The 21,792-nt window shown below is 71.9% G+C and carries 25 protein-coding genes; 14 read left to right on the forward strand and 11 right to left on the reverse strand.

What is annotated here, in order from left to right; translation table 11 throughout:
• The first annotated feature begins 27 nt into the window (after positions 1-27).
• Positions 28-189 carry a hypothetical protein gene (locus tag ACZOOI_RS17505; protein WP_465276748.1) on the forward strand — a complete coding sequence of 54 codons (162 nt, stop codon included), beginning with the start codon at positions 28-30 and terminating at the stop codon, positions 187-189.
• Between the two features lie 64 nt (positions 190-253).
• On the opposite strand, the gene ACZOOI_RS17510 is transcribed toward ACZOOI_RS17505, so the two are convergent.
• A complete protein-coding gene (locus ACZOOI_RS17510; protein WP_465276749.1) occupies positions 254-1,330 on the reverse strand; it encodes a helix-turn-helix transcriptional regulator in 1,077 nt (358 codons plus the stop codon).
• 71 nt (positions 1,331-1,401) lie between these two features.
• Between ACZOOI_RS17510 and ACZOOI_RS17515 the strand changes: the two genes are divergently transcribed.
• Positions 1,402-3,141 (forward strand): MFS transporter, encoded by a 1,740-nt coding sequence (locus tag ACZOOI_RS17515; protein WP_465276750.1) that lies wholly within the window; start codon positions 1,402-1,404, stop codon positions 3,139-3,141.
• Between the two features lie 73 nt (positions 3,142-3,214).
• On the opposite strand, the gene ACZOOI_RS17520 is transcribed toward ACZOOI_RS17515, so the two are convergent.
• Both ACZOOI_RS17520 and ACZOOI_RS17525 read right to left on the reverse strand, forming a co-directional pair.
• On the reverse strand, positions 3,215-3,742 hold the full coding sequence (locus ACZOOI_RS17520) for a type II toxin-antitoxin system RelE family toxin (protein WP_465276751.1): 528 nt from the start codon (positions 3,740-3,742) through the stop codon (positions 3,215-3,217).
• Positions 3,743-3,745: 3 nt separating this feature from the next.
• On the reverse strand, positions 3,746-4,057 hold the full coding sequence (locus ACZOOI_RS17525) for a type II toxin-antitoxin system Phd/YefM family antitoxin (protein WP_465276752.1): 312 nt from the start codon (positions 4,055-4,057) through the stop codon (positions 3,746-3,748).
• A 243-nt stretch (positions 4,058-4,300) separates the two neighbouring features.
• Here ACZOOI_RS17525 and ACZOOI_RS17530 point away from each other — a divergent pair, with 243 nt between their 5' ends.
• Together ACZOOI_RS17530 and ACZOOI_RS17535 are read left to right on the forward strand one after the other, a co-directional pair.
• Entirely contained in the window at positions 4,301-4,819 is a 519-nt protein-coding gene (locus ACZOOI_RS17530) for a GNAT family N-acetyltransferase (protein WP_465276753.1), read from the forward strand.
• 27 nt (positions 4,820-4,846) lie between these two features.
• Positions 4,847-5,359 (forward strand): DUF4186 domain-containing protein, encoded by a 513-nt coding sequence (locus ACZOOI_RS17535; protein ID WP_391586684.1) that lies wholly within the window; start codon positions 4,847-4,849, stop codon positions 5,357-5,359.
• Between the two features lie 39 nt (positions 5,360-5,398).
• Here the strand turns inward: ACZOOI_RS17535 and ACZOOI_RS17540 are convergent, their stop codons facing one another.
• Entirely contained in the window at positions 5,399-6,394 is a 996-nt protein-coding gene (locus tag ACZOOI_RS17540; protein ID WP_465276754.1) for a fibronectin type III domain-containing protein, read from the reverse strand.
• 196 nt (positions 6,395-6,590) lie between these two features.
• Positions 6,591-7,058, reverse strand: coding sequence for a hypothetical protein (locus tag ACZOOI_RS17545; RefSeq protein WP_465281224.1), 468 nt, complete (start codon positions 7,056-7,058; stop codon positions 6,591-6,593).
• A 465-nt stretch (positions 7,059-7,523) separates the two neighbouring features.
• Here ACZOOI_RS17545 and ACZOOI_RS17550 point away from each other — a divergent pair, with 465 nt between their 5' ends.
• The 3 genes from ACZOOI_RS17550 (at position 7,524) to ACZOOI_RS17560 (ending at position 10,516) form a co-directional block, all read left to right on the forward strand.
• On the forward strand, positions 7,524-8,372 hold the full coding sequence (locus ACZOOI_RS17550) for a hypothetical protein (RefSeq protein WP_465276755.1): 849 nt from the start codon (positions 7,524-7,526) through the stop codon (positions 8,370-8,372).
• A 76-nt stretch (positions 8,373-8,448) separates the two neighbouring features.
• Positions 8,449-9,237: a hypothetical protein gene (locus ACZOOI_RS17555; protein ID WP_465276756.1), complete on the forward strand. Its 789-nt coding sequence runs from the start codon at positions 8,449-8,451 to the stop codon at positions 9,235-9,237.
• Between the two features lie 130 nt (positions 9,238-9,367).
• Positions 9,368-10,516, forward strand: coding sequence for a cystathionine gamma-synthase (locus ACZOOI_RS17560; RefSeq protein ID WP_465276757.1), 1,149 nt, complete (start codon positions 9,368-9,370; stop codon positions 10,514-10,516).
• Positions 10,517-10,686: 170 nt separating this feature from the next.
• Here ACZOOI_RS17560 and ACZOOI_RS17565 read toward each other — a convergent pair whose 3' ends face one another.
• Together ACZOOI_RS17565 and ACZOOI_RS17570 are read right to left on the reverse strand one after the other, a co-directional pair.
• Positions 10,687-11,400 (reverse strand): hypothetical protein, encoded by a 714-nt coding sequence (locus ACZOOI_RS17565; RefSeq protein ID WP_465276758.1) that lies wholly within the window; start codon positions 11,398-11,400, stop codon positions 10,687-10,689.
• The gene (locus tag ACZOOI_RS17570; RefSeq protein ID WP_465276759.1) at positions 11,397-11,900 is read right to left on the reverse strand and encodes a SigE family RNA polymerase sigma factor; all 504 of its coding nucleotides are present in this window, start codon (positions 11,898-11,900) and stop codon (positions 11,397-11,399) included. The genes ACZOOI_RS17565 and ACZOOI_RS17570 overlap by 4 nt, the downstream gene beginning before the upstream one ends.
• A 295-nt stretch (positions 11,901-12,195) precedes the next feature.
• Between ACZOOI_RS17570 and ACZOOI_RS17575 the strand changes: the two genes are divergently transcribed.
• The 4 genes from ACZOOI_RS17575 (at position 12,196) to ACZOOI_RS17590 (ending at position 16,199) form a co-directional block, all read left to right on the forward strand.
• Positions 12,196-12,693, forward strand: a complete 498-nt coding sequence (locus tag ACZOOI_RS17575; protein WP_465276760.1) for a MarR family winged helix-turn-helix transcriptional regulator — start codon at positions 12,196-12,198, stop codon at positions 12,691-12,693.
• A gap of 92 nt (positions 12,694-12,785) precedes the next feature.
• Entirely contained in the window at positions 12,786-14,009 is a 1,224-nt protein-coding gene (ilvA, locus tag ACZOOI_RS17580; protein WP_465276761.1) for a threonine ammonia-lyase, read from the forward strand.
• A gap of 298 nt (positions 14,010-14,307) precedes the next feature.
• Positions 14,308-15,339, forward strand: coding sequence for an ATP-binding cassette domain-containing protein (locus ACZOOI_RS17585; RefSeq protein ID WP_465276762.1), 1,032 nt, complete (start codon positions 14,308-14,310; stop codon positions 15,337-15,339).
• Positions 15,339-16,199, forward strand: a complete 861-nt coding sequence (locus ACZOOI_RS17590) for an ABC transporter permease (RefSeq protein WP_465276763.1) — start codon at positions 15,339-15,341, stop codon at positions 16,197-16,199. Before ACZOOI_RS17585 ends, ACZOOI_RS17590 begins: the two co-directional genes overlap by 1 nt.
• An 84-nt stretch (positions 16,200-16,283) precedes the next feature.
• Here ACZOOI_RS17590 and greA read toward each other — a convergent pair whose 3' ends face one another.
• The gene (greA, locus tag ACZOOI_RS17595) at positions 16,284-16,781 is read right to left on the reverse strand and encodes a transcription elongation factor GreA (protein WP_465276764.1); all 498 of its coding nucleotides are present in this window, start codon (positions 16,779-16,781) and stop codon (positions 16,284-16,286) included.
• Positions 16,782-17,044: 263 nt separating this feature from the next.
• Positions 17,045-17,431: a DUF4307 domain-containing protein gene (locus ACZOOI_RS17600; protein ID WP_465276765.1), complete on the reverse strand. Its 387-nt coding sequence runs from the start codon at positions 17,429-17,431 to the stop codon at positions 17,045-17,047.
• A gap of 170 nt (positions 17,432-17,601) precedes the next feature.
• Between ACZOOI_RS17600 and mca the strand changes: the two genes are divergently transcribed.
• Together mca and ACZOOI_RS17610 are read left to right on the forward strand one after the other, a co-directional pair.
• A complete protein-coding gene (mca, locus tag ACZOOI_RS17605) occupies positions 17,602-18,456 on the forward strand; it encodes a mycothiol conjugate amidase Mca (protein ID WP_465281225.1) in 855 nt (284 codons plus the stop codon).
• Positions 18,457-18,591: 135 nt separating this feature from the next.
• The gene (locus ACZOOI_RS17610) at positions 18,592-18,825 is read left to right on the forward strand and encodes a hypothetical protein (protein ID WP_465276766.1); all 234 of its coding nucleotides are present in this window, start codon (positions 18,592-18,594) and stop codon (positions 18,823-18,825) included.
• Positions 18,826-18,964: 139 nt separating this feature from the next.
• Here the strand turns inward: ACZOOI_RS17610 and ACZOOI_RS17615 are convergent, their stop codons facing one another.
• Together ACZOOI_RS17615 and ACZOOI_RS17620 are read right to left on the reverse strand one after the other, a co-directional pair.
• Positions 18,965-19,246 carry a TetR family transcriptional regulator C-terminal domain-containing protein gene (locus ACZOOI_RS17615; RefSeq protein ID WP_465276767.1) on the reverse strand — a complete coding sequence of 94 codons (282 nt, stop codon included), beginning with the start codon at positions 19,244-19,246 and terminating at the stop codon, positions 18,965-18,967.
• On the reverse strand, positions 19,207-19,482 hold the full coding sequence (locus tag ACZOOI_RS17620) for an alcohol dehydrogenase catalytic domain-containing protein (protein ID WP_465276768.1): 276 nt from the start codon (positions 19,480-19,482) through the stop codon (positions 19,207-19,209). The genes ACZOOI_RS17615 and ACZOOI_RS17620 overlap by 40 nt, the downstream gene beginning before the upstream one ends.
• A 208-nt stretch (positions 19,483-19,690) precedes the next feature.
• Here ACZOOI_RS17620 and ACZOOI_RS17625 point away from each other — a divergent pair, with 208 nt between their 5' ends.
• Positions 19,691-21,754: a thioredoxin domain-containing protein gene (locus ACZOOI_RS17625; RefSeq protein WP_465276769.1), complete on the forward strand. Its 2,064-nt coding sequence runs from the start codon at positions 19,691-19,693 to the stop codon at positions 21,752-21,754.
• Positions 21,755-21,792: the final 38 nt, after the last annotated feature.

Here is a 21,792-nt window from a genome sequence, read left to right on the forward strand (position 1 = left end):
ATAGATGCTGCATGGCCAGTATCGAACGTGGCCGGGCAGGTCGTGGTGCCGATCCTGGTCTCCGCTCGGGAGAAGACGCTGGACCTGGAGATGTACAACAACCCGCGTGATCTGGAAGCCCCCGACGAGCCGGCCAAGCCGCACGTCCCGCTCCAGAAGACGGCGGAGCGCGAACCGGTCTCGGTCTGACGCTCCCGCTCGACCGGCGCCCCCGATCCCCTCATGCCGAAGGGGTCGGGGGCGCCGTCGTGTGTCAGGGCGTGAGGGCGGCGGCCGTCGCGGCTTCCGCGCCCGCGGTCCCGGCGGGGCCGACCGGCCCGGTGGGTGCGGTGGGCCCGGGAGGCCCTGCGTCGGCTGCCTCGACCGCGTCGGCGCTCGGCGTCGCGCCGGTGTAGCGGTGGGCCAACCGTCGGATGTAGGCGACCAGTTCGGGCGGGTCCTCGACCTCGAAGTCGGCGTCCAGCAGGCTGATGTAGACGGCCAGGTTCTCGATGCTGGACGCACCGGTCTCGAACACGCAGGTGTCGTCGTCGACCACCGCGAACGAGCCGAAGGCCGGCGGGACCCGGTCGGCCACCGAGGCGATCGGCGCCCGCACCAGCACCCGGGCCCGGACCTGTCCACGCGCGCTCTCCACGCCCTGGTTCACGAAGGCCGCCACGTCCCCGTCGGCGGGCAGTTCGCGCGGCGTGAAGCGGGGGCCGTGCGGCGGGCGCGGGGTGATCCGGTCCATCCGGAAGGTGCGCCAGTCCTCCCGCTTGATGTCCCACGCGACCAGGTACCAGCGGCCCATCCGGTGCACCAGCCGATAGGGCTCGACCACCCGCGAGGTCTCCTTGCCCTCGTGCGAGCTGTACCGAAAGCGCAGTTGCTCGTGGTCGCGGCAGGCGCCGGCCAGTACGGTCATCACGTCCATGTCCACGGCCGGACCGGTCTGGCGGACCGGGACGGTGTACTTCTGCAACGCCTTGACCCGGCGGTGCAGTCGGGACGGAAGCACCTGGTCGAGCTTGGTGAGCGCGCGCAGCATCGCCTCGTCCATGCCGTCCACCACGCTGCCGGCGGCGATCCGCAGGCCGACCACGATGCTGACCGCCTCCTCGTCGTCCAGCAGCAGCGGCGGCAGCGCCTTGCCGGCGCCGAGCCGATAGCCGCCGACCACGCCGCGCCGCGCGTGCACCGGATAGCCCAGGCTGCGCAACCGCTCGATGTCGTAACGGACCGTGCGCCCGCTCACGCCGAGTCGTTCGGCGAGTTCGGGGCCGGTCCAGTCGGGCCGCGTCTGCATGAGTGAGAGCATGCGCAACAGTCGCGCGGAGGTTTCCAACATGCGCCGAAGTCTGCCGGCTCCCGACTGAAACAGGAACGGATGCTGCCTGATTGACCCCTAGCTTGGGAGACGTGGAAAACAGCGGCGAGAAGACCCTCGCAACCCCGATCTCCCAGTCCTCCGTAGGCCCCAAGCAGCGCTGGCTCGGACTTCTGGCGGTGCTGGCCGCCACCTTGATGAACCTGCTCGACTCCAGCGTGGTGGGCGTCGCGGCGCCCGCGATCCGTCGGGATCTGGGCGGCGGTTACGCCAGTCTCCAGTGGATCGCGGCCGGCTACACGCTCGCCCTCGCGGTGGGCCTGCTCACCGGCGCGCGGCTGGGCGACATGTACGGCCGCAAGTTCATGCTGATGGTCGGCGTGGTCGGCTTCGTGGTGCTCTCGGTGGCGTGTGCGGTCGCCTGGTCGCCGGAGACGCTGATCGTGGCGCGGGTGCTCCAGGGGTTGTTGGGCGCGCTGATGATCCCGCAGACGTTCGGCCTGATCCGGGACCTGTTCCCGCCGGCCGAGATCGGCAAGGCGTTCGCGGTGTTCGGCCCGGCGATCGGGTTGTCCACGGTGCTGGGGCCGATCGTCGCGGGTGTGCTCGTGGACGGTGACGTTTTCGGCACCGGGTGGCGGATGATCTTCCTGATCAACGTTCCGCTGGGCGCGTTCGCGCTGCTGATCGGCGGCCGGATGTTGCCGCAGGCGCCGCCGAGCGAGGCCGGCGGCCGGCTCGACGTGCTGGGCATGGTGCTCGCCGGGGTCGGTACCTTCATGCTCGTGCACCCGCTCGTCCAGGGACGCGAACTGGGTTGGCCCACCTGGTCGTTGGTCGAGTGCGCGGCGTCGCTGCCGGTGCTGGCCGGGTTCGCGGTGTACCAGCTGCGGCGCGAGGCGGCGGGACGGGTGCCGCTGATCAGGCTCGGCGTGTTCCGGCGCCGGTCGTACGCCTCGGGCGTCGGGTTCGTGATGGTGTTCTTCGGCGCGATCGTCGGGATCTCGATGGCGGTCGGCCTGTTCCTCCAGCTCGGCCTGGGCTACAGCCCGACCCGGGCGAGCCTGACGATGGGGGCGTGGGCGCTCGGCGCGTTCGTCGGGTCCGGCCTCAGCGGCGCGGTGATGGGCAAGCTGGGCCGGCGCATCCTGCACATCGGGCTGACCGTGATGGCGGCGGGCATCGCCTGGATGTACCTGGTCTTCGCGGACGCCGGGGTGGGCATCGGCACCGGTGACCTGCTCGCGCCGCTGGCACTGTTCGGCCTCGGCATGGGGATGATCTTCGTACCGGTCTTCGACATCATCATGGGCGAGGTCGAGGACCACGAGGTCGGCTCGGCGTCCGGGGCGCTCGAATCCCTCCAGCAGCTCGGCGCGTCGCTGGGCATCGCGATCCTGGGGACGGTGTTCTTCGGCGTGATCGGCGCCCAGGCCACGCACAACTTCGACGCGAACGCGGCACCGAAGCTGCGCACGGAGCTGACCGCGGCGGGTGTTCCGGTGAGTACGCAGGACGCGATCGTGGCCGGGCTGCGGGCCTGCGTGGACGCCCGGGAGAACGCGACCGACCCGGACCGGCTCCCGGCGAGCTGCGCGAGCATCCCGGTCACCCCGGCCTCCGCCGCGGCGGTCGCCCGGGCGGGCGCCGACACGCACACCCGCTCCTCGGTCGACGCGGTCAAGCGCACGACGCTGCTGGCCTTCGGGTTGACGGCGGTGGCCTTCGCCCTGGGCTTCCTGCTGCCGAAGCGGGCCCGGGAGCACATGCCCGCCCAGCCGGACGCAGCGCCCGCCCCCACCCCGACCCCCCGCGAACCGGCCCTGACCTGACCCCCGAGCCCACCACCGAGCGGCGCGGCCCCCTGCACGGGGCCGCGCCGCTCGGCGTTTCGACGGTGCGGAGTCAGCCCGCAGGCGGCCGCGAACGGAACTCGGTCCAGAGGTCGACCGCTTCCTGAAGGTCGAGAGCCGCGACGGCCTCACGAGCCATCCCCGCGTTGTGCACCAGCCGCTGGGCAAGCCAGTCGGGCACCGGGTCACGGGCCGGCGCCGACTCGTCGATCGACACCGCGCCGACCAGGCGCCCGAGACGTTCCACGACCTCGCCCAGGCGCACCATCTCCGGCCGCTCCGGCCCGGCCGCCGCGACCCGCGCGGCGGCCTCCGTGTAGACCTCGGCGTCGGCGCGCGCCCCGATGGCCCAGATCTCGCAGATCTCCAGCGCTCCGCTTTCGGTGATTCGGTACACGATGCGCCAGGTGTTGCGGCCGACCACGAGCTTGCGATAGCCGGTGAGTTCGCCGCCGAGCGAATACCCGGCCTTCGGGTCGGTGAGCAGCAGGAGCACCTTGCGCAGCACCTTGGGCGCGGCTTCCGGACCGATACGGCGCAGATCGTCGATGGCCGCATCGGTGAAGACGATGTCGGACATCGATCACTCGTCCTCGTCGGCAAGAGCGGCCAGGGATTCGCGAGTGTGCCCGTACGCGGCGAGGACCTCGTCGAGGCCGGTTCGCTTGCCGCTGTCGGTTGCGGCGCGAGCCAATACGAGTGCCAGATCGCGAAGATCCGCCTCGGCCGCCTCCAACTCGGTCAGCCGGTCGATGCTCACCACGGCTGCCACCGGCCGATGATGCCTGGTCACGACCAACTCGGACCCCTGCTCCGCGTCCGCGACCAGTCCGGCCACTCCTCGGCGAGCCGCATCGGTGACCGATATTTCCTGCGGTGAGTGCATGATGGCCATATTCGAACTGTACAGAAAACTGCTCGGATTCACCCGGCGGGCGGGGACCTGGCGTGGCCGCGTCGGCGGATCGCCCTCCGTGACGGGACGTCCCGGATCAACTGCTTGCCCGGAGGCCCGACCGAGATCGCCGTGGGGTTGCCGTGCGTGCCGTGATCGCCGGGGTTCTCGCCGACCGCGAAAGGCACGACCGTGTCCGCCGACCCGGTTCGGGCATCGGGGGATGCGCGCGAGAATGGTTGTATGACAACGCCCGTCCGGCTTTCCGCCATCGACCTCGTCACGTATACCCCCGGTCTGGCCGCGCTGCTCGTGGACGCGGTCGAGGACGGGGCCGGGGTCGGCTTTCTCGCGCCGCTGCCGATCGACGCGGCAGCCGAGTGGTGGGCGGCCCAGGGGACCGAGGTACGGAGCAATCGCACCGTGATGTGGGCGACCTCGGACCACGAGGGCGTCACCGGGACGATCCGGCTCCGATTCGCCGGCATGCCGGACAGCCGGCATCGTGCCTCGGTGTCCGGGCTGATGGTCCACCGGCGCGCCCGAGGACACGGACTCGCCCGCGAACTCCTGTCCACGGCGGAGCAGTTCGCGGCAGCGGCGGGCCGCAGCCTGCTCACCCTGGACACCCCGACCGGCGGCGGCGCGGAGCATCTGTACAAGAGCGCCGGCTGGATCGAGTCGGGCGCCATCCCGTCCTATGCCGCGGACCCGTCGGGCGTGCTTCGGTCCAGCACGATCTTCCACAAGTACCTGGGCTGAGCCGGACGGGTTACCGTGGGAGGCGATATGACAACCAAGACCTCCAAGGGCGCCAGGCCCGAGCCGCTCGACGCCCGCCTGGACGCGATCGGCAAGCTCCCGTCCCGCGCGAAGTTCCACCTGCCCGGGCGGGAGCGCACGGTCGCCCTGACGCTGGGCGAATCCGGCGTGCGCTGGTACGCCTACGACCTGGTCGCGCGTCGCCTGGGCCCGGCGAAGCCCAGCAAGGAAGGCCGGCAGACCCCGTATCGCGGCCATCCGGTGTTCGTCGCCCAGCACGCCACCGGCACGTGCTGCCGAGGCTGCCTCGAAGAGTTGCACGCCATCCCCAAGGGCCGGCCGCTGGACAAGGCCGAGCTCAACTACGTCGTCAACGTCATCTGCCTGTGGCTGACCCGCGAGATCGGCCCGGTCGCCAAGCCGAGCGGTCGAGCGGCGCGCGCCCCGCGCTCGGCGATGCCGACCGTCCCGGAGAACCCGACGGGCTCCACCAGGTCCACGCGCGCGACGCGGGCGACCCGCGCGGCCCGCTCGCGCTGACGCCCTCCCCGCGGCCGGGCCGGCTCCCGGGCCCCCTCGTCAGGGGCCGCCCGGTCCGGTCGGCGCCGGCGTCGCCGGATCCGGACCCGCGGGTGCGTCCGTCAGGGTCAGGTCGGCGGAGAAGGCGCCCCATTTGCCGTCCGGCAACTGGCCGCGAATCTTCAGCACATGCCCGGCCACCGGCCGATCGCCCAGCGGAAGGCTGTACTGCGCCGTCCCGGGCGGTGGCGCCACGCCCCACATCACCGTGGTCAGGAACTTCCCGTCCAGGTACACCTCGTAGCTCGCGACGGTCCCGTCGACGTCCGGCGGCGTCCAGGTCAGGTCGACGTAGGTGCCGTCCACCGCGATCCGTGGCACCGCCCGCAGGTCGGTCGGCGCGGTGTCGCGGCCGTCCCCGGTGCCCTGCTCGGTGACCACGGTCACGGCGTTGCTCTCCGGCGACTTGTTGTCCGCGGCGTCGCGGGCGGTGACGGTGAAGCTGTACTCGGTGCCCGGTCGCAGGCTGCCGACCACCGCCGTGGTCAGCCCGCCGGCGACGCTGTGCACCCGCACGCCGCCCTGCCAGATGTCGTAGGCGCTCACCCCCACGTCGTCCGTGGCGGCCTCCCAGGCCAGCGTCGCGCCGCCGGCCCCCCGGGCCTGCCCGCGCACGTTGCGCGGCGCGGTCGGGGGCACCCGCTCACCCTGGGCCACGGACAACGTCGTGGCCGGCACCGGTGCGCTCGCCGGCGACACGTTCCCGGCCCGGTCCCGCGCCCGCACCGAGAACGAGTACGCGGTCCCCGGGACCAGGCCGCCGACGTCGACCATGTGCCGCCCGCCGGTCACGTCCAGCACCTTCGCGTCCCCGCGATACACCTCGAACACCGCGACGTCCGGGTCGGCACGCCACATCACGTGCACCGACACCGAACTCGACGCGAGCGCACTGACCTCACCGGGCACCGCCGGTGCCGTGGTGTCCCGCGCGTCCTCGGAACACCCCGCCAGCACAAGCGCAACGGCCAACCCCGACAAGCCGATCCAAGCCATCCGTCGCGCCACAATGCCTCTCTCCACCGAGAGCAATTGGTCTAGACATATATGGCACAGCACCCGCCCCACGACAAGACTCGGAACCATCACGACCCACATCCGGGGCCGACTCCGATGCCATGAACCGGGTTCCGTTCGTCGGGGGAAGTCGAGTGGTTCACTCGGTCGGGTTTCGCTCGTGGGGGCTGCGGGGCTACTTGCTCAGGGTGTTGGCGCCCACGATGAACAGGCCGAGCAGCATGTCCGCGCCGCCGACCCGGCAGGCCGCGGCCCAGCCTCGGCCGGCCACTCGGGCCGCCGACAGGCCCCAGCCGAACAGGGTGGCCGTGTTCAGGAGCAGCACCACCTCGATCGCGGACTCCTCGCCCCACCATCTCGCGTGCGCGCCGAGCAGGGCCGCCACCGTCGGCAGCACCGCGGCCACCAGCGGCCACTCGGTCAGCACGGACCGTGCGGTGCTTGCGGCGACCGTGGTCGGGTGGGCGGTGCGGTGCGCGATGGCATGCGCGTAGCCGTGCGCCGCGGCCGACGCCAGCGCCGCCAGCAGCACCCACACCGCGTCGTAGCCGGGATTGGGCGCCTCGCCGTCCTGCGCGAGGGCAGCGGCCATCGCACTGGCCAGCACCGTCCCGTATACGCCGCCGAACAACAGTCGCTGCACGGGCTCGGCCCGCCGGCCGGGCGCGCTCGGGTCACCGGAGCCGCCGAAGCGGCTGGAGCCGCTGGAGCCGCCGAACAAGATCCCACCTCCCGAAGATGACCAAATCATGTCATTCCGGAAAGCGGATCGAGGCGGCGGGGGGACGGGCTCGACCGACGCGCGCCGCCTCGTCCACAAGATCGCGGACCGCCGCATTCGGATCACCGCCTGCCGATACCGCCATGGCAAACAGCGCGGATCGCGCAAAGCGGTCCGCCGGCACCCCGAGGTGTCGCCCGCCGTTCGGACTTCCCATGAAACTCACACGGAACCCGCGTAGACACCGGCCAGGGCCGGAAACGGGCTCGGGCGGAGGGCGCGGCCGGGGCCGAAACAAGCCCCGCAGTACGCGCGTTCGCACCCGTGAGCGTGCGGCACCGGCTTCAATGGTGGTCGAGGCGACGTGTGCGGAATCGGGGGCATTCCATGATGCGAGTGGTGGCGGCCGGGGCGGCCCTGATCGTGAGCGGCACGCTCGTGGTCGGGTGTCAGGGCGGCTCGTCCAAGGGCGGCCCGTTCGGTCTGGGGACGACCGAGTCGCCCAGCGCGAGCGCGAGCCGGGATCAGTCCACCGAGCCGCCTCCGCCGCCGTCGCCGGACCAGGTCACCCCCGAGCCGCCGGCGACCAGCGCCGCGCCGCCACCCACCACGACCACGCGCGCCGATGTCCCGCTCACCACCGCGCAGGCAAAGACGCTGGTCTCGGCGGTCGCGCTGGTGCCCAAGGACTGGGGCCCGACCTACGTCCCCCAGGAGCGCAACTACGAGTACGGCGCCCTCGATCGGGTGATCACCGGCACCGACTGCAAGCAGGTGGTCCAGGGCACTGTGCCGGGCGCGCTCGCGACCCTGGCGCGCTACGTGTACATCCCGGACGGCCAACCCAGCGCGGACAACCTCAGCAAGACGCTCGCGACGTCCTCCGCGACCGTGTACTCCAGCACCGCCGCGGCGCAGACCGACATGCGGATCGGCATCGCCGACGGCCGGCGCTGCCCGAACCAGGTGCTCGCCGGAAACGAGAAGTTGAACAACATCCAGGTCTTCGACCTGACCGTGCCGGGCATCGACGAGGTGCACGTGGCGCGCGCCCAGTGGTTCGGCAGGGGCGGCGGGCCGCCGTTCCAGTACGTGTGGGTGACGGCTCGGCAAGGCCAGATGGTGCTCACCGCCGCGGTCGTGGACCGGGGCGACAAGACCTTCGAGTCGGCCAAGGACCAGGCCATCGACGCGCTCGCCAAGATGGTCGTGCGCACTCGGACGCAACTGCGCTGACCCGGCGCAACCGGATCGATCCCGGCGCAACCACGCTGATTACCATGGGGCCTCACGCTCACGGGGGGTCATCGGCATGTACGGCAGAGGCAGAACGGCGGTTCGCGCGATCGGTCCGGTGCTCGGCATCCTGCTGCTCGCGGGCTGTGCCGACGGTGGTGACGATCCGTTCGCGATCGACCCGAACGCGGCGCCCACCGGCGCCGCCCCCGTGGCCAAGGGCCCCGGCCCGACCGCCACGGCCGGCCGCCCGACCGCCGGTTCGGCGCCGCCGAGCCGGACCCCGGAGCAGGCCCAGGCCCTGGCCGCGTCGCTCGCCCTCACCCCGGAGGACTGGGGGACCGGCTTCGTCAGGCAGAGCACGTACGAGTTCGCGGGCGAGACCTTCACGGACTACGCCGCCGACTGCACGCAGCAGACCGTGCCGCTGCCGGCGAGCATCGTCGGCCAGTGGGTGCGCCAGGTGCAACTGCCGGCCGCCGCGCAGGCCACGGCGCTCCCCAGCGGCAGCACCGCCGTGCTCGTGCACAAGGACGTGCGCGGCGCGCACGAGCAGGTGAAGAACGCGCTCCAGGTCAAGGACCGCTGCCCGACCCGCACCTACCCGGACGGCACCCGGGCCAAGGACACCCCCGGCGCCGCGCAGCCCGCCTTCGCCGAGGCGGACGAGGCGTTCGCCGAAGAGGGCCTGATGTACCCCAAGGACGGCGGCGACCCGTACCCGTACGTCGTGGTGACGGTGCGCAAGGACACCGTCGTGATGTCCTCCTACTTCAGCGCCCCCAACGCCGTTCGCCCGTCCGAGGTACGCGACCGCACCACCCAGGCGGCGCGCCTGATGCTGGACCGGCTGGTGCGGAAGTAGCCGCGTCCGAGGTGGTGTCCGGCCCGTCCGCCCGCTCGGGGCCGGCGGGCCGCGGGTCGGCCGGCCCCGTCGCGCGTCCCGCCCGGCGACGCGTGCGCGCCCGCCCGCTCGGGCGACTAACGTTTCGGTCATGACCCAATCGCACGGCTTTGAGACTCTGGCGATCCATGCCGGGCAGGAACCCGACCCGCTGACCGGGGCCGTGGTTCCGCCGATCTACCAGGTGTCCACGTACAAGCAGGACGGCGTCGGCGGGCTGCGCGGCGGCTACGAGTACAGCCGCTCCGGCAACCCGACCCGTACCGCGCTGGAGGAGTGCATCGCGGCCCTGGAGGACGGCACCAGGGCACTGACCTTCGCGTCCGGCCTGGCCGCCGAGGACTGCCTGCTGCGGTCCCTGTGCGCACCCGGCGACCACGCGGTGATCCCGGACGACGCCTACGGCGGCACCTTCCGACTGTTCGCGAAGGTCGCCTCCCGGTGGGGCATCGAGTACACCCCCGCGCACGCCGGCGACCTCGACGCGGTGCGTGCCGCGATCCGGCCGGGCGTGACCCGGCTCGTGTGGTGCGAGACGCCGAGCAACCCGCTGCTCGGCGTCGCGGACATCGCCGCACTGGCGAGCGTCGCGCACGACGCGGGGGCGCTCCTGGTGGTGGACAACACCTTCGCCTCGCCCTACCTCCAGCAGCCGCTCACCCTGGGCGCCGACATCGTCGTGCACTCGACGACGAAGTACATGGGCGGGCACTCCGACGTCATCGGCGGCGCGCTCGTGGTCGACGACGCCGCGCTGGCCGCCGAGTTGGTGTTCCACCAGAACGCGATGGGCGCGGTGCCCGCGCCGTTCGACGCGTGGCTGACGCTGCGCGGTCTGAAGACCCTCGGGGTCCGGATGGACCGGCACTGCGCGAACGCCGAGCGGGTCGTGGAACTGCTGTCCCGGCACCCGCGGGTGAGCGAGGTGCTGTATCCCGGGCTGCCCGGGCACGCGGGGCACGACGTCGCGGTCAAGCAGATGAAGGCGTTCGGCGGCATGGTGTCGTTCCGGGTGAACGGTGGCGAGGAGGCCGCCGTACAGGTGTGCAACCGGACCGAGTTGTTCATCCTGGGCGAGTCGCTCGGCGGCGTCGAGTCGCTGATCGAGCACCCGGGCCGGATGACCCACGCGTCGGCGGCCGGCTCGCCGCTGGAGGTGCCCGGCGACCTGGTCCGACTGTCCGTGGGCATCGAGTCCGCCGACGACCTGCTGGCGGACCTGGAACGGGCGCTGGCCTGAGGTCCTCGCGGCCGGCGCCGGACCGGCCCGGCCGGTGTCCGCGGACGCCGGCCGGGCCGAGCGCGGCTGGTCCGGCGCCCGACGCGAGCCGGCCGGAAGCGGGGCGGGCGCCTCGCCCGGGCCCGTCCGGTCGATCCGGGTGGGGTCGCGCCGCCGGGCACCGACCGGACCTAACGTGTCGTCCCCGTGCACGGCGAGCACGCCGTCACCAAATTGCCCGCCTCGTCGAAGACGGTGATCGACACCGGGGTCTCGGTGCTGAAGGCCCACAGGTAGGCGACGCCGGGCAGGCCGGGCGGGCGGTTCAGGCGCATCTGTCGGGCGCCCGTCGCCTCGCGCAGTTCGCCGCGCACCGCCGGGGCCGGCATGCTCTGGCCGACCAGGATCGCGACCACCAGGCGCTGCCCGGTCGGCGCGTACACGCCCGGGTCCAGGGTCACGGTGTCCAGCCGGCCGGGGGCCGGCAGGAAGTGGCAGGTCGGTGCGCTCGGCTCGGTCGACTCGCTCGGCTCGGCCGCGCTGCCCAGACACCACGACGAGGAGTGCTCGGGACCCGCGTAGCCGATCCACACCGAACCGCCGAGCCCGACGTCGGTGCGCGGCCGAGGCGGCTCGATGTTCTCGATCGGCCACAGCGGTGTCGGGTCCGGGGGCGCCGGTGGCAGTCCGCCCCCGCCACCGGTTGCGGGCGTGGCCAGCCACACCCCGCCGATCACCGTGCCCGCCAGCAGGCCCGAGCCGAGCACGTGCCGCAGTCGGTGCAGGTACGCCCGCCGGCGTACCCGCCGGGCCAGGTTCGCGGGCAGTGGCCGATACGGGAACTCCGGCGGCTCGGGTATCTCCTCCGGTTCCGCCGCCCCAGGCGTCGGCGCCGTCACGCTCATCGGATCGATCCCGCGATCGGGACCGGTTCCGCGCTCGGGACCGGCCGCGGCTCCGCGGGCGACAACGCGGCGCCGGCCAGCACCTCGGCCATCCCGCGCCGCCACGCACCGGCCACCGTCTCGATCGGCAACCCCAGCGCCTCGGCCGCGTCGTACTCGTCCAGGCGGGCGTACAGCCGCAGCACCACGGCGGCCCGCTCGACCCGGCCGAGTCGGTCCAGGGTGGCGAACGGCTCGTCCCCGCCCGGAAGTTCGCCCCGCCGGCTGCGTGGGCCCGGCCGCCACGGGTCCAGGTATCCGGTCATCAGCGCACGCCACGCGGTGCGGACCGGATCGTGGCCGGGCGACCTGCTCCAGCGCACACACGTCTGCGCCAAGGCCCGCTCGACCCGGCGCTCGGCGCGTTGTCGGTCGCCGGTGAGCAGGTCGGCGGCCTGCAGGAGTTGAGTGCCGACGGTGTGGACGAAGAGATCGAACTCGCGAGCATCGCGCCTGTGCACGGTCCCTCCCGCAGGTCTGCCGAGCGGATGCCCTGGGGCCGGCCCGTTGCCGTCGCCGCTCTCTGTGTTGCTGCCCCACACCTGTTCGGGTAGTCGCGTATTGCGACATGTCGCCCCTTGCCACTTGTCACCACCGGCGTCCCGCACCGACCGGCCACCACGGCACCACCCTCCGTTGCCGTCACGGTAAAACGCGCGACCCCCGAAGCGGGGTGGAATCGACCGGTCGGGCCCGCCGATCCCGGTCCGCGCAATATCCTTCGGAGCACCACATCCGATCGACGAACGAGCGGCGATGACACCGGACCAGGCCCATGACGACCCCACCGGCTCTGCCGACCCGCTCTACGACCGCCTGCAGCACGAGGTGGCGTTGTTCGCGCGCCGTGCCGAGCAGACCCGGCTCGGTGCCGTCGGCGAACTGCGCAACTCCATGGACCGTGCGGCCTACCTGCTGCTCGGTCGGCTCGAAACGGGCGGGCCGATGGGCGTCAAGGCACTCGCGCAGGCGATGACGATCGACTCGTCCACGGTGACCCGGCAGGTCACCCCGTTGGTCGAACAGGGCCTGGTGGATCGGGTGCCCAATCCCGACGACGGCCGCGCCGTGCTGCTCGAACTCTCCGCCGAGGGCCGGGATCGGCTGCACCAGGTCCGGCACGCCCGGCAGCGCCTGATGGCGGAGATCTGTGCCGGGTGGAGCCTGGACGACCGCGAGCGGTTCACCGAGTTGCTCACCCGGTTCAACGCTTCGATGGAGCGCCGACACAGCCGCAACCCGGCCGGTTCCTGAACCCCCGGGGGCGGGCGGGGCAACTCTGGGGATTCCCGGGGCGGTAGGAGACCCGGCACATCCGCACGGGCGGTTGGTGCGACACTCGGCGTATGAGCAGCCCTGCCCCGGCCACGGTGACCCTGCACGACATCCGGATCGCGCGAAAGATGCTGGAAAGCGTCGTTCGCGAGACGCCGATCAGGTCGTGTCGGGCGCTGACCGACCGCGTCGGCACGCCGGTCCATCTCAAGTGCGAGAACCTCCAGCGCACCGGGTCCTTCAAGATTCGCGGCGCGTACGTGCGGATCGCGGGTCTGTCCGAGGCCGAGCGCGCCCGGGGCGTGGTCGCGGCCAGCGCCGGCAACCACGCCCAGGGGGTCGCGCTCGCGGCCCGCACCCTGGGCGTCGCGTCCACGGTGTTCATGCCGGCCGGTGCGCCGCTGCCCAAGGTGGCCGCGACCCGCTCGTACGGCGCCGAGGTGATCCTGGGCGGCGAGAACGTCGAGCACGCGCTCGCCGCCGCGCGCGCGTACGCGGACGAGACCGGAGCGGTGTTCATCCACCCGTTCGACCACCGCGACGTGGTGGCCGGCCAGGGCACCGTCGGCCTGGAGATCCTGGAGCAGTGCCCCGAGGTCAAGACCATCCTGGTGGGCACCGGCGGTGGTGGCCTGCTGGCCGGAATCGCGGTCGCGGTCAAGGCGATTCGGCCCGACGTCAAGGTGATCGGCGTGCAGGCGGCGTCCGCCGCCGCGTACCCGCCCTCGCTCGCCGCCGGTGCCCCCGTGTCGCTGCCCTCGTTCGGCACGATGGCCGACGGAATCGCGGTCGGCCGCCCCGGCGAGGTCCCGTTCGCGCTGATCCGCGAGCACGCCGACGGCATCCGCACGGTCGGCGAGGAGTCCCTCTCGCAGGCCCTGCTGCTGTGCATGGAGCGGGCCAAGCTGGTGGTCGAGCCCGCCGGTGCCGCGTCGGTGGCGGCGCTGCTGGAGACCGGCGAGCCGATCGAGGGGCCGGTGGTGGCGGTGCTGTCCGGCGGCAACGTGGACCCGCTGCTGATGCTCCGGGTGCTCCGGCACGGTCTGGCCTCGGCCGGGCGCTACCTGTCGCTGCGCGTGCGCATTCCCGACAGCCCGGGTGCGCTGGCCACCCTGCTGGTGCGGTTGGCGGAGACCGACGCCAACATCGCGGCGGTCTCGCACGTGCGCACCGACGCGACGCTGCGGGTCGGCGAGGCGGACGTGGACCTGCAATTGGAGACCAAGGGCCGCAGCCACTGCGCGGCGGTGGTCGAGGCGCTCTACAACGCGGGTTACACGGTCGGCAAGAGCTAGGGCCGGTCCGAGCGCAGCCCAGGCCGCCGAGAGGTGGTGGCAGGGCGGCTGCCGGAGCGGTTGTCGGTGCGGTGTGCTTGGCTGGCCGACCAAGCCATGTCCCACGGAGGACGCGGCCGAGAGGCAACCGGGGCCGTCGCCGTACGAACGGGCGGTTCCCGGAGCGCCGCCGACCGGACACGAAGAGTTGCGCTTCCGGAGAAAAGCGGTCGCATGCTCGGTGCGTTGGGCGCATGGTGGATGTCTGAATCGATCGGCCCGCCCCATGCCCCATCCGCACGAGGAGTGATCCACCGACATGCAGGAAGCGATCGTCGCCGAAGGTCTGGTCAAGACCTTCGGCTCGGTCCGAGCACTCGACGGCGTGGACGTGAGTGTGCCCACCGGCACCGTCCTGGGCCTGCTCGGACCGAACGGCGCAGGCAAGACCACATGCGTACGTGTGCTGACCACGCTGCTCAAACCCGATTCCGGGCGAGCCGTGGTGGCCGGACACGACGTGCTCAAGAATCCCGACGAGGTCCGCCGCTCGATCGGCCTGTCCGGCCAGTTCGCAGCCGTGGACGAGTACCTGACCGGCCGGGAGAACCTGCGGATGGTCGGCGAGCTGTACCAGCTCAGCGGTCGCGACGCCAAGCGTCGGGCCGACGAACTGCTCTCCCAGTTCGATCTGTCCGAGGCGGGCGACCGGCCTGCCAAGACCTATTCGGGCGGCATGCGCCGCCGGCTCGACCTGGCCGCGGCGCTCGTGGTGAGCCCCCCGGTGATGTTCATGGACGAGCCGACCACCGGCCTCGACCCGCGCAACCGGATGGCGCTGTGGCGGGTGATCGAGGAACTCGTCGCGGGCGGCACCACCTTGCTGCTGACCACGCAATACCTGGAGGAGGCCGACCACCTCGCGCACGACATCGCGGTGGTCGACCACGGCAAGGTGATCGCGCGCGGCACCGCCGACGAGCTCAAGGCCAAGGTCGGCGGCGAGCGGGTCGAGGTGGTCGTGCACGACCAGGCGCGACTGGCCGACGCGAGCGAGATGCTCACCTCGTTCGGCAAGGGCGAGTTGGGCGTGGTCAAGCTCCAGCGGCGGATCACCGTCCCGGTCACCGGCGGCGCCAAGCTGCTCGCCGAGATCATCCGCGAACTCGACGCGCGGGGCATCGAGATAGACGACATCGGGCTGCGCCGGCCCACCCTGGACGACGTGTTCATCGCGCTCACCGGCCATGCCACGGAGTCCGGGAACGGCGACAACAGCGGCGACGACGATGACGAGAACCCGAGCGAAGGCGGTCCGCAGCGCGACCGTGTCGAGGCGGTGAAGCAGTGATGGCCGTGCTGACCAAGACTGCCGTGGGTACGCCCACAGCCCGCGGCGATGTGGGGCGGTCGATCCACGATTCCCTGGTCATCGCCCGCAGGAACCTGATTCGGATGACCAGGATCCCGGAGATGATCCTCTTCGGGGTCATTCAGCCGGTGATGTTCGTGGTGCTGTTCACGTACGTCTTCGGCGGCTCGATGAAGGTCGGCGGCAGCACCGATGCCGACGTCTACAAGAACTTCCTGATGGCGGGCATCTTCGCGCAGACCGTCACGTTCGCCACCGCGGGATCGGCCGCCGGCATCGCGGACGACATGCAGAAGGGGCTCATCGACCGGTTCCGCTCGCTTCCCATGGCGCGCGGTGCCGTGCTGACCGGTCGTACGGTTGCCGACCTCGTCCAGACGGCCATCACGATGCTCGTCCTTGCGATCGTCGCGCTGATCGTGGGCTGGCGCACCGGTTCCGCCGACTCGACCACTGCCGGAAGGGTGATGGCCGGCTTCGGCCTGCTCCTTCTCCTGGGTTACGCGTTCACCTGGATCGGGGCACTGATCGGTCTGTCCGTACGCACCCCGGAGGCGGCCACCTCGGGCGGGATCATCTGGCTGTTCCCGGTCACGTTCATTTCGAACGCCTTCGTGGACTCCAGCCAGATGACGCCCTGGGTGCGGCACATCGCCGAGTGGAACCCGTTCAGCGCGACGGTGCAGGCGGCCCGAGTGTTGTTCGGCAATCCGGGCGTCGTGCAGTCCGACGCCTGGCCCATGCAGCACCCGGTGTGGGCCTCGCTGATCTGGTCCGCTCTGATCATCGTGATCTTCCGCGCGCTCGCGGTCCGCAAGTACCTGCGGGCGACCGGCTGATCAAGGTTCGTCGAGCGAGCGACGAACAAACGCAAGCGGCCCGGCCCCCGGTCACGGGGGACCCGGGCCGCTTCGGGTCGTTGCTCAGCCCTTGAAGGGCTTGGCCGCCAGGACCTCGACACTGGTGCTCTTGCCGTTCGGCAGCGCGAACGTGGCCTTGTGGCCGACCGACTTGCCGTTGATCGCCTTGCCCAGCGGCGACTGCGGCGAGTAGACGTCCACGTCGCTCACGGCGTCCTCGCGCGAGCCGAGCAGGAAGGTCGTGGGCTCGTCGTGGTCGCCGTTGAAGATGACGGTGACGACCATGCCGGGCTCGACCACGCCGTCGTCCGCGGGGGCCTCGCCCACCTTGGCGTTCTGCAGCAGGCCGATGAGCTGGCGGATGCGCAGCTCCTGCTTGCCCTGCTCCTCCTTGGCCGCGTGGTAGCCCGCGTTCTCCTTGAGGTCGCCCTCCTGGCGGGCCTCTTCGATCTTCACGGCGATTTCGGCACGGGCGGGACCCGACAGGTGTTCCAGCTCGGCCTTGAGCCGGTCGTACGCCTCCTGGGTGAGCCAGGTGACGCTTTCGCTGGTCTGGGTCACGGGGTGCTCCTCGTAGGTCTGCGACAGGGGTTGCGTACACGGTGCGTACGAAAGAGGTACACGCGACCCGACCGGCCGTCCGGGCGGGCCCGGGTGGCACGGAGAGGTGTCACATATACCAGCGCCCCCTCACCGTCCGCGGTGTGAACACCTCGGGTCGTGAGGGGACGAAGCTTCGAGAGTAACAATCTCCCGACGTCTCGGGCAGTCACGCACACCCGGGCGACTCGGGAGGCCGATCCGCGATCGGCGCCGACCGTCGGTCAGCCGACGGTGTGACAATCCTCCAGCTCGGCGGTGTTGGGTCGACCCGCCGTCTGGAGCGTCTCGGTGCGCTCGATGTGCTTTTCGCCCTTGGCGAAGCGCAGTTGGCGGCGGCCCACCTCGGCGCCGCCCTCGTCGCGCGAGCGCAGTACGCAGACGGCTTCCTTGTCGGCGTCCTTGCGGATCTCCACCTGGACCTCCACCGAGGAATCCGAGACGACCTTGAAGCTCGGAATAGACCCGCGCACGCCGGGGTTCGCCACATCGAGGCCGATCCACACCGTCCCGGCCACGAGCACGACCATGAAGACCGCGAAGGCGATCCGCAGCTTGCGGTCGTTTCGGGTGGCGCCCTTGCCGTAACGGGTGACGGGCGTTGCGCTCACCGGGTCTCCTGCGGGACGGGCCCGGGTTTGCGCCCGAGCGAGATCTATCGGCCACTATATGTCCGGTGCAAGAGCGGCCCTCGACAGGTCCCGGCGGTACGACCCGGCGGCTGGGACACGGGGCACGGATGAGGAGCGACGTTCCGGTGAGTGACGATCGGCTGAGGCTGATGGCGGTGCACGCGCACCCCGACGACGAGTCGAGCAAGGGCGCGGCCACCATGGCGCGCTATGTCGCCGAGGGGGCCGAGGTCCTCGTCGCGACCTGTACCGGCGGCGAACGCGGCTCGGTGCTCAACCCCGCTCTCCAGGGCGACCCGGAGATCGAGGCGAACATCCACGAGGTGCGCCGCAAAGAGATGGACGCGGCGCGCGAGATCCTGGGCGTGCAGCAGGCGTGGCTGGGCTGGGAGGACTCGGGGCTGCCCGAGGGGGACCCGCTGCCGCCGCTCCCGGACGGCTGCTTCGCGGTGCTCGACGTGGACAAGGCGGCCGAGCCGCTGGTCCGGCTGATCCGCGAGTTCCGTCCGCACGTGATCACCACGTACGACGAGAACGGCGGCTACCCGCACCCCGATCACATCCAGACGCACAAGATCACCATGGTGGCCTTCGACGCGGCGGGCGATCCGGATGCGTATCCGGACTCCGGCGAGCCGTGGCAGCCGCTGAAGCTGTACTACAACCAGGGCATCTCCCGGGCCCGGATCGAGGCTCTGCACGAGGGCATGCTCAGCCGCGGTCTGGAGTCGCCGTACGGCGAGTGGCTGGAGCGCTGGGGCGACCGCGACGAGCGGGACATCACCACGCGCATCCCGTGCGCCGACTGGTTCGAGACCCGCGACCGGGCGCTGATCGCGCACGCCACCCAGGTGGACCCGGACGGCTTCTGGTTCCGGGTGCCGATCTCGGTGCAGCGCGAGGTGTGGCCGACCGAGGACTACGAACTGGTTCGCTCGTTGGTGGACACCGACCTGCCGGAGGACGACCTGTTCGCGGGCGTCCGGGTGGGCGTGCGGCACTAGCCGGTGCCTCGGGGACGACCCGGGACGACGCGAAAGAGGGCCCGGAGGACATCTCTCCGGGCCCTCGGTGCGTACGTCCCGCCGATCGGATGTCACTCTTGTTCACAAGGGTTCCGATCCAGGAGGTAGTTCGTCATGACACCGCTCGCGCTCCAGCTCGCGGTCGAGGAGAGCAAGGTCACGCCCGGCCTGCTCGGGTTCGTGGTCGTCGCCGCGATCGCCGTCGCCACCTGGTTCCTGATCAAGTCGATGAACAAGCAGCTCAAGCGGGTGGACGCCAACCAGAGCAACTGGCCGACCGACACCCCCCGCCCCTCCCGCGCCGCCCGGGAGGCGCCCAAGGACGCCGAGGACACCCCCGGTACCTGACCGGCCCGCCGGCGCGACGGTTCAAGGCCACTGCCGACACCGACTCCGACGCCGCCAAGCGCCGGGAGGGCGACGGCGCCCCGGTCGCCCGAGCGGAACGCTGCCCAGCCACCCACCTCCGGGTGCGGGGCTGCGGGCGTCACCGCGCCGGCGACGTGCGATCGCTGTCACCGCTCGGCTCAGGGCGCCGGTTGCGGGGGTCGGGGCTGCGCAAGTGGGCGATGCCCAGGTCGAGCGCGGCCTCCAGGTGGGCGATGCGGCCCGTGGTCAGCAGGATCAGCACGCCGCCCTGGATGCCGGCCAGCAGGGCCGCGGCCTCGCGCTCGGCATCCCGTTCGGGGGCGATCTCGCCGCTGTCCTGCATGTGCCGGATGCCTGCGGTCAGCCGCTGCTGCCATACCTGTAGCAGCTCGCCGGCCACGGACCGCGCGGCGTCCGTGGCCGTCCCGCGGCGACGTAGCCCATCCCCTCGGCGCCGAGGATCACCGGGGCGGCCCAGCCCGGGCCGCCCTCCCTGCGGGCACCGATGTCCATGTAGTTCACCCCGGCGGCGCCAAGCCGTACCAGCACCTCGCCGGGGCCGGGCGACGGGTCCGGCAACTCGGTCCAGCGCATGACCTCGGGGCCGCCGTGCTCCTCGATGCGGATCGCATGCATGGGTGACACCTCTCTGGGTGTGGGCGCATTGGTTGGGAATGCAGGCACCGTAGGTCGCCAAAATTGGACCGGCAAGTCCAGAGTTGGCCTCTTCGCGCCCGGCACCGCTGGGCCGAGCCGGCCGGATGGCGGTCCCGCCCGCCGCATCCGATCGACCCCCGGGAGGGGCCTCCCGGGATTTCCGGAGCCGGCGCGCGAGGATGGCCCCATGCCGAATCGTCTCGCTGGGTCCACATCGCCGTACCTCCTCCAACACGTTGACAACCCGGTCGACTGGTGGCCGTGGGGTGAGGAGGCGTTCGCGGAGGCCCGCCGCCGTGATGTCCCGATCCTGCTCAGCGTCGGGTACAGCGCGTGCCACTGGTGCCACGTGATGGCCCACGAGTCCTTCGAGGACGAGGCCACCGCCGCGATCGTCAATGCGAACTTCGTCGCGATCAAGGTCGACCGCGAGGAACGCCCGGACGTGGACGCGGTCTACATGGAGGCCACGGTCGCGATGAACCACGGCCAGGGCGGCTGGCCGATGACCGTGTTCGCCACGCCCGACGGGGAGCCGTTCTACTGCGGCACCTACTACCCGAGCGAGGCCCGCCGCGGGATGCCCTCGTTCCGGCAGGTGATGTACGAGATCAACAAGGCCTGGGTCGACCGCAACGACGAGGTGCGCCGCACCGGCCTCCAGGTCGCCGCCTCCCTGGCCGCCCCGCGCGACCTGCACACCGGCGGCGAGACGCCGACCGCCGAGGATCTGGACGCGGCGTTGACCCTGCTCGCGCGCGAGTACGACGGCGTGCACGGGGGGTTCGGCGACGCGCCCAAGTTCCCGCCGTCGATGGTGCTGGAGTTCCTGCTGCGCCACCACGCCCGGACCGAGTCCGAGGCGGCGTTGGAGATCGCCCAGGAGACCTGCGAGGCGATGGCCCGGGGCGGCATCTACGACCAACTCGGCGGCGGCTTCGCCCGCTACTCGGTGGATGCCGCGTGGGTGGTGCCGCACTTCGAGAAGATGCTCTACGACAACGCCCAGTTGATCCGGGTGTACACCCACCTGTGGCGGGCCACCGGAAGCGAGTTCGCCCGCCGGATCGCGCTGGAGACGGCCGACTTCGTGGTGCGCGAACTGCGCACCCCCGAGGGCGCGTTCGCCTCCGCGCTGGACGCGGACAGCCTGGACGCGCAGGGCCGCTCGGTCGAGGGCGCGTTCTACGCCTGGACCCGGGCGCAGTTGATCGAGGTGCTCGGCGAACAGGACGGCGCGTGGGCGGCCGACGTGTTCGCGGTGACCGAGGAGGGCACCTTCGAGCACGGCATGTCCGTACTGCAACTGCTCGACGACCCCGAGGACATCGAGCGACTGACCGACGTACGGGCGAAGTTGCTGGTCGCACGCGCGGAGCGGGCCCGGCCGGGCCGGGACGACAAGGTGGTGGCCGCCTGGAACGGGCTGGCCATCGCGGCGCTGGCCGAGGCCGGCACCCTGTTCTCCCGCCCCGACCTGCTCGACGCCGCGCTCGCGGCGGCCGACCTGCTGCTCGCGGTGCACCTGGGCGGCGACGAGGACGACGAACTCGGCGACCGGCTGGTGCGCACCTCGCGCGACGGCCGACCCGGGCCGAACGCGGGCGTCCTGGAGGACTACGCGGACGTGGCCGAGGGCTTCCTCGCGCTGTACGCGGTGACCTCGGACGATGCGTGGCTGACCTTCGCCGGCGTGCTCGTGGACGTGGTGCTGGGGCACTTCGTGGACGAGGACGGCGCGCTGTACGACACCGCGGACGACGCGGAGGAGCTGTTCCGGCGGCCGCAGGACCCCACCGACGGGGTCACCCCGTCCGGCTGGACCGGTGCCGCCGGCGCCCTGCTCGGCTACGCGGCGCACCTGGGCTCGGAGGACCACCGCGAGGCCGCCGGCCGCGCGCTCGGCCTGGTCCGGGTGCTGGCGGACCGGGCCCCGCGGCAGATCGGCTGGGGCCTGGCGGTCGCCGAGGCGTGGTTGGACGGCCCGCGCGAGATCGCCGTGGTCGGCCCGCGCGACGACGACGCGACCTGGGCGCTCTACCTGACCGCGCTGATGTCCACCGCCCCCGGCGCCGTGGTCGCGATGGGCGACCCGGCCGAGGAGTCGCCGCTGCCGCTGCTGCGCGACCGGCCGCTGGTGGGCGGCCGACCGGCGGCGTACGTGTGTCGGCACTTCACGTGCGATGCGCCGGTGACCGACCCGGAGGACCTGGCCGAACAGGTCCTGGCCAAGGCGGTGGCCCGAGCCTGAGGGTGCGCTCCCGCCCGACCGGTCGCCCCACGCGCGCG

It is taken from the genome of Embleya sp. L77 (genome assembly GCF_055557415.1).